Origin of the sequence: Brotaphodocola sp. (assembly GCF_050873365.1) — a bacterium.
In the GTDB taxonomy this organism is placed as follows: domain Bacteria; phylum Bacillota; class Clostridia; order Lachnospirales; family Lachnospiraceae; genus Brotaphodocola.
Genome location: NZ_JBNMIQ010000008.1, coordinates 134,845 through 140,844, shown reverse-complemented (window position 1 = coordinate 140,844; position 6,000 = coordinate 134,845). Strand labels below are relative to the sequence as shown.

General features: G+C 41.4%; 6 protein-coding genes. 2 read left to right on the top strand and 4 right to left on the bottom strand.

Translation table 11 applies throughout. The features are described 5' to 3' along the window. Positions 1-235: 235 nt before the first annotated feature. Positions 236-967 carry a PIN domain-containing protein gene (locus ACR0QT_RS06300; RefSeq protein WP_432629984.1) on the bottom strand — a complete coding sequence of 244 codons (732 nt, stop codon included), beginning with the start codon at positions 965-967 and terminating at the stop codon, positions 236-238. 323 nt (positions 968-1,290) lie between these two features. Between ACR0QT_RS06300 and ACR0QT_RS06295 the strand changes: the two genes are divergently transcribed. Next, a complete protein-coding gene (locus tag ACR0QT_RS06295) occupies positions 1,291-1,875 on the top strand; it encodes a TetR/AcrR family transcriptional regulator (RefSeq protein WP_432629983.1) in 585 nt (194 codons plus the stop codon). A 390-nt stretch (positions 1,876-2,265) separates the two neighbouring features. Next, entirely contained in the window at positions 2,266-3,795 is a 1,530-nt protein-coding gene (locus ACR0QT_RS06290; RefSeq protein ID WP_432629982.1) for a sodium/proline symporter, read from the top strand. Between the two features lie 71 nt (positions 3,796-3,866). Here ACR0QT_RS06290 and ACR0QT_RS06285 read toward each other — a convergent pair whose 3' ends face one another. The 3 genes from ACR0QT_RS06285 to ACR0QT_RS06275 are packed head-to-tail and all read right to left on the bottom strand — an operon-like array spanning position 3,867 to position 5,764. Next, entirely contained in the window at positions 3,867-4,619 is a 753-nt protein-coding gene (locus tag ACR0QT_RS06285) for a hypothetical protein (protein WP_432629981.1), read from the bottom strand. Further along, entirely contained in the window at positions 4,600-4,803 is a 204-nt protein-coding gene (locus ACR0QT_RS06280) for a hypothetical protein (protein WP_432629980.1), read from the bottom strand. Before ACR0QT_RS06280 ends, ACR0QT_RS06285 begins: the two co-directional genes overlap by 20 nt. Positions 4,804-4,846: 43 nt before the next feature. Next, positions 4,847-5,764 (bottom strand): TIGR02452 family protein, encoded by a 918-nt coding sequence (locus tag ACR0QT_RS06275; RefSeq protein ID WP_432629979.1) that lies wholly within the window; start codon positions 5,762-5,764, stop codon positions 4,847-4,849. Between the last annotated feature and the right edge of the window lie 236 nt (positions 5,765-6,000).

The following is a 6,000-nucleotide window of genomic DNA, read 5'->3' as shown; positions in this document are numbered from 1 at the left end:
TGCAACGTAGTTGCGTAAAATAGTACCACCTACTGAATCAATATCTTTTTTGATGATATTTTCACCAAGGGGCAAGTTTGCCCTTTTCTTAGAAAAAATATTTTTTCTTTTATCTATTGACATTTATTAGCTGGACTTTTTGTGATATTTTCTCATAACGACAACATGCGATATACGATAAGGTCTATTTCGCCTTGCAAGATTCAGCCATGTCCTACTTTTCCTAAATTTTCTTTTAGTTATATTCTGCATACCGCGAAAAAGATTCTTGAATAATTGCATCAATTTCCTCTTTTGAAATTTTTTCCAAGATTTCTTTTGCGGTCTCACAACCCACTATCGATTCAAGCGCATTTTGCGTGTAATCCTTGTGTTCGTATATATAATCAACAATCTGTGAAATATGTTTTGTAAAAATTCCTCGTTCCTTGAACTGTTTTCCTAACACTGTTGATGCAATCTGAAGAACTCTAAATTTTGAAAATTCAGTCAGTTTTTTTTCACTCGGAACACTTTCATCTTCATGAGCCGGTTCCGTCAACTGTCCAATTTCCCCTTGGCCGATCCGCAAAATGTCGACTCCTTTTCTCTTCCAAAATTCCACGACACTATCAAAACCGCCGTCATTCGAGAGAATGACATATCGATTCTGAATTCCTTTTTCGCGGATCAATGCTCCTAAAAAACTGACGAGCTGAAAATCAAGTGAATTTTTTACTCCACAAAAACACTTTTCAAAGTATATATTTTCGGAATATTGAATCATCCATTCTACCATTTCAAAATCCGGTTTGATCGAATTTGAAGTATAGAAAAAGTAGATCTCTCTTTTTTCCATGCCCTCCCTTAAAAGGTTTGTCACCACGGAACTTCCAGGATTCTCTGTGTCAACAAGATAATAGTTTTTTCCTGTGCGAGCCTCAGTTTCCTCCTGTTTGATCTCCCCATTGCTGTAATAAACTGGCATCCATTTTCCTTCCTCTCACTACCATTTTCTGGTTTTATCCTATCACAAAAATGTGTCCTCCTTTTTCCAGAAAAAAATAAATGGAAAACTTTAATAAGTTTTTCTAACTCGACTGCGGATAAAATAACCATTCAAATTCCCCATGGCAATCTCCTGTAACGTAAATCGATATTTCTTTTCCGGCATTGCGTTTACTTGACTCACTCGATTTGCTATGTTACGATTGATAAAACTATAAAATAAATAATAAAAATCAACCCGAATCAATCATTACTAATAAATCTAAATCGTAATAATAAATAAAGGAATGAATAATCACTACTATGGCTAAAAAAAACACACGAAATACGCGCGGTAAAATCGTCAGCGCAGCATGGAAACTCTTCTATGAGCAGGGCTATGAGGATACCACTGTGGAGGAGATCATCGATCTCTCGAAAACTTCTAAGGGATCTTTCTATCATTATTTTGATGGCAAAGATGCTCTCCTCTCTACACTCAGCACCATTTTTGACGAGAAATATGAAGAATTGATGGAACAGCTCACCGATGAAATGACCGCGATGGATCAACTTCTCTTTCTCAATCAGGAACTTTTTCGGATGATCGAAAACAGCATCTCCCTTGATCTGCTGACCCGCCTCTATTCCACTCAGCTCACAACAAATGGGGAGAAGCATCTGCTCGATCACAATCGAATTTACTACAAACTCTTGAGAAAGATTATTGCGAAAGGTCAGGATAACGGTCAGCTCAGTCATCGCTTAAATGTCAGCGAGATGGTAAAGCTCTATGCACTTGCTGAGCGGGCACTGCTCTACGACTGGTGTCTCTGCTCCGGCGAATATTCTCTTGCAGAATACAGTCGCCAGGTCTTTCCGTCTTTCTTAAGTAGTTTTCTTCCGTAATCCGTGATTCTTGTATTAGAATCCCTCCCTGCTACCAATCCACCAATTTACCACTTTCTTTAAAAAAGCTCTTCCCAGAAAAAAGCTGAGAAGGGCTTTTTTGTGATTCTCAAATATCTTCTATATTTATAAAGATTGTTTACGAAAAAATACATTTTTCTTTCTCGTAATATTTTTATTTATCGTCTAGTTATTTTTCTATATAAAATATAGCATTTTTAGATTTTTATCATTAAATCGTACAGTCTTTATTCTATACTTTATTCTGTATTGTAGTCTACTTTACTGTATGCTATAATCGACCTCAACATTGCAGATCACAACAACTTGAAGATTTCTATTTATTCATAATTTTAAATGGATCTGCGGGAATGAGGAGGAAATAGCTTTATGATTTCAGGACAGATTGGAATTCTCATCTCCATTGTCGTCTATCTTGTCGCAATGGTGTATGTAGGATTTTATTTCAGTAAACAGGGAAGTGGCGATTCCACAGATGAGTTTTATCTCGGCGGTCGAAAACTCGGACCGTTCGTCACCGCAATGAGTGCAGAGGCTTCCGATATGAGTAGCTGGCTTCTCATGGGTCTTCCGGGTGTCGCCTACTTAACCGGAATTGCAGATGCCGGATGGACGGCAATCGGTCTCGGAGTCGGTACTTATTTGAACTGGCTCTTCGTTGCCAAGCGTCTGCGCCGTTACTCGATCGCATGCAATGCAATCACGATCCCGGATTTCTTTTCAAGAAGATTTCGCGATGATAAGAATATCCTGATGTGCATCTCCGCACTCACCATTCTTGTCTTCTTCATCCCGTACACCGCATCTGGATTCAAGGCTGTCGGAACACTGTTTTCGAGCCTCTATCAGGTAGATTACCATGTGGCAATGATCGTCGGAGCAATTGTCATCGTCGGCTACACGGTTCTCGGCGGATTCCTCGCCGTATCTACGACCGATCTGATTCAGAGTATCGTCATGACGATCTCTCTGATTATCATCGTGTTTTATGGCATCCACCTTGCAGGTGGCTGGGATGCCGTTGTACAGAATGCTTCCTCCATGGCTGGTTATCTCTCGATGACACAGATTCATGACCGTGCAACAAACTCCGCATCCCCGTATGGCTTTCTCACGATCGTCTCCACGCTTGCATGGGGACTTGGATATTTCGGAATGCCACACATTCTCCTGCGCTTCATGGCAATCGAGGAGGAGGAGAAACTTACTCTCTCCCGCCGTATCGCAAGCGTCTGGGTATTGATCTCAATGTGCGTGGCAATCCTGATCGGTATCATCGGCTACGGTGCTTCCGTCGCAGGTGCTGTTCCGCTGTTCACCCAGAGCTCTGAGTCTGAGACGATCATCATCCAGTTTGCAAACCTGCTGAGTCAGCACAATTTCCTGCTTTCTCTGATCGCAGGTGTCGTACTCGCAGGAATTCTTGCCTGCACGATGTCGACCGCGGACTCCCAGCTTCTGACCGCTGCCTCCGGCATCTCTCAGAACTTTCTTCAGGACTTCCTGAAAATCAAGATGAGTGCAAAGACTTCCATGCTCTGTGCCCGTCTGACAATCGTCGGCATTGCACTGGTTGCAGTCTTCCTCGCATGGGACCCGAACAGCTCTGTATTTGCGATTGTATCGTTTGCATGGGCAGGCTTCGGCGCTTCGTTTGGTCCGCTCGTCCTCTTCTCTCTGTTCTGGAGACGGACAAACTTAAGTGGTGCACTCGCAGGCATGATCGCTGGTGGAGTTATGGTCTTCGTCTGGAAGTACCTTGTCCGCCCGATGGGAGGCATCTTAAACATTTACGAACTGCTTCCGGCTTTCCTGATCTCCTCCCTTGCGATCGTCGTAGTCTCCCTCCTGACTGCACCGCCGTCAAAGGAGATCTGTGACGAATTTGATTCCATTTAATTCAGATTAATTCAGAATTTATTTTCAGAGCGCGCCATAGTCCGGCACGCTCTGTTTTTTGTCCTGCTTAATTATCTTTTCATCTTCGCATTTTCAATTGGCAATAACCAGTTCCATGGGAAATCCGAAACAAATTCTGTCTCCTGCGCAAAAGGTCTTTCCTGATTTGCACGTTCCTGTTTCTGCCGTTCTCTCATATATGCTTTGACATACTCCGTCTCTACGTCTTTTTTTGCCTTCTTTCTCGCTTCCACGTTGTATTCCACTTCCTGAATGTTTCGTCTAATCTCCTCAATGCGTCGTTCATGTTCTCGAATCTTGTCACGCTCCAGTTCCAATTCTTTTTTCCACTCATCCACCTGAACTTCTACATCCGCTTTCTTTTCCATGATCATCCCAATATTAAAGTTAATGAACTCCGTTTTGAGAACGCTAAAATCGAGTCTCCACATTCCATTTTCCTGATTCACAGAAAGATTCTGGATTTTCTTCTGCACACTTGAAGTCCCTGCAAGTTCCTTAAACTCCTCAAAAAACTGATCGGCATCATGCACATCATATTTCATGATTCTGACAAGTTCATCCCGATCCATCGCATCTTTCCTATACGCTAAATATAAGAGTGCAATCCAATATTCTGCCTGCGTCTCCATATATTTCTCTGTGAAAGCATCGATCTGATCCTCCCCCGTAATAAGCTTTCTCTTCGCTATATAGCGCCCAGACTCCCTATACTGTTCTTTTACATCCTGATAAAAGATTGCAAACTCTGACTTTTTCTCCCACTCTGACTCATCCTTTTCATCAAAAAACATATCTCTCATTTTTCTTTGCTCCTCTCTGTAAAGTCAATTCCTTATTTTTTTGTTTTTTCTTTTTCCTTTTTCCTCTCTTTCTGCTCTTATTATACAAAGTTTCTTTCATCCATATTTTCCAGAAAAAAATTCTGGAAAGAAAAAGAGTTTGCAGATCAACATTTTCAACATCTTCTGCAAACCCTTTTTCCATACTTAGACTCTATTTTCCCACCGTTCCTCTATCCGTCAACTTCCTAATCCTCCTCCGAAAGAAACGCTCTCGCAGAGTCAAACATCTTTTCGCGCTGAAATCTCTTATATTCCCGCTGAAAAACAGCATAATTATTTCCGGTTGGATTCTTTTGCTGGTCTCGCTTGGAGCAATAAACGGCAAACTCGATCGCCTTAAAATCATACAGATATTCCTGAACCACCTCGTAGTAGGCTCTTGCCACAACCTCCGGAGAATTCCGAAATGCACCACAGCCAAACGCACCGAGAATCAAGACATCTGTTTTTTCCTCCTTTGCAATCTCAAACAAACGTTTTGCACGCTTTTTGTGAATCGCAAACAGTTCGTCGTCTGTCAAAGTCAACGGTTTTGACGGCTCCGGATTCCAGATATTTGACGGATTTGGGCGCAGATTTGGTGCCGGAAGTGTGATCACATCAAGTTTCATCCACTGATCTCTCGGCAAAAGCAACATCCGATTATCATCCTTAAAAACCATCACTCCCGGCGTATAGATAGCATCGTCATTGTAAGACGCATTTACGGTTCCATCCCTCAACATTCTGCGATGTCTCTCATAAAAACCATTCCGCATTCTTTTATCAGAAAGCAGTGGATACAAGGTTGAAACCCGGCAGAGCGACTCCTCCTGCGCACTCGATCCCTTTGTAACGCCTCCGCCCGGGTTCGTAAACGAGGCAAAGTTGTGAACACAAACCTTTTCTCCGCGGTATTTCATTGCAGATTCGAAGGATTTCTCCTCACTCACCCGCACAACCGCCTTTTTCTCAAAACGAGGTTCTGATGCCACTTCTACTTTTTCATTCTCATAAATAATCTTCTGACTCTTTAACGATTCCTGTATCAACTCTGCAAAAAACGGTTTCTCAAAATACTGACAAGTATCCTGAAAGACAGCGACATTCTCTTCTCTACTCATTATTCTTTTCTCCTGATTCTTTTTTATTTATACTTATGTCTTTGTTTATCTCTTTGTGTGAATCCAATCATTTTATGAATGGAATCCTTCGGTTCCTTTTTCTACCACTATTTTATCAGGTTTTTTCGTTTTTTCACTGAACTTTCAGTTTAATTTTCGATTTTTACGATTCTTCTAAAACAAAAAAACTGTTACAAGATGATTTTCAAAAATTCTGCCATCTCATACCAGTTTTT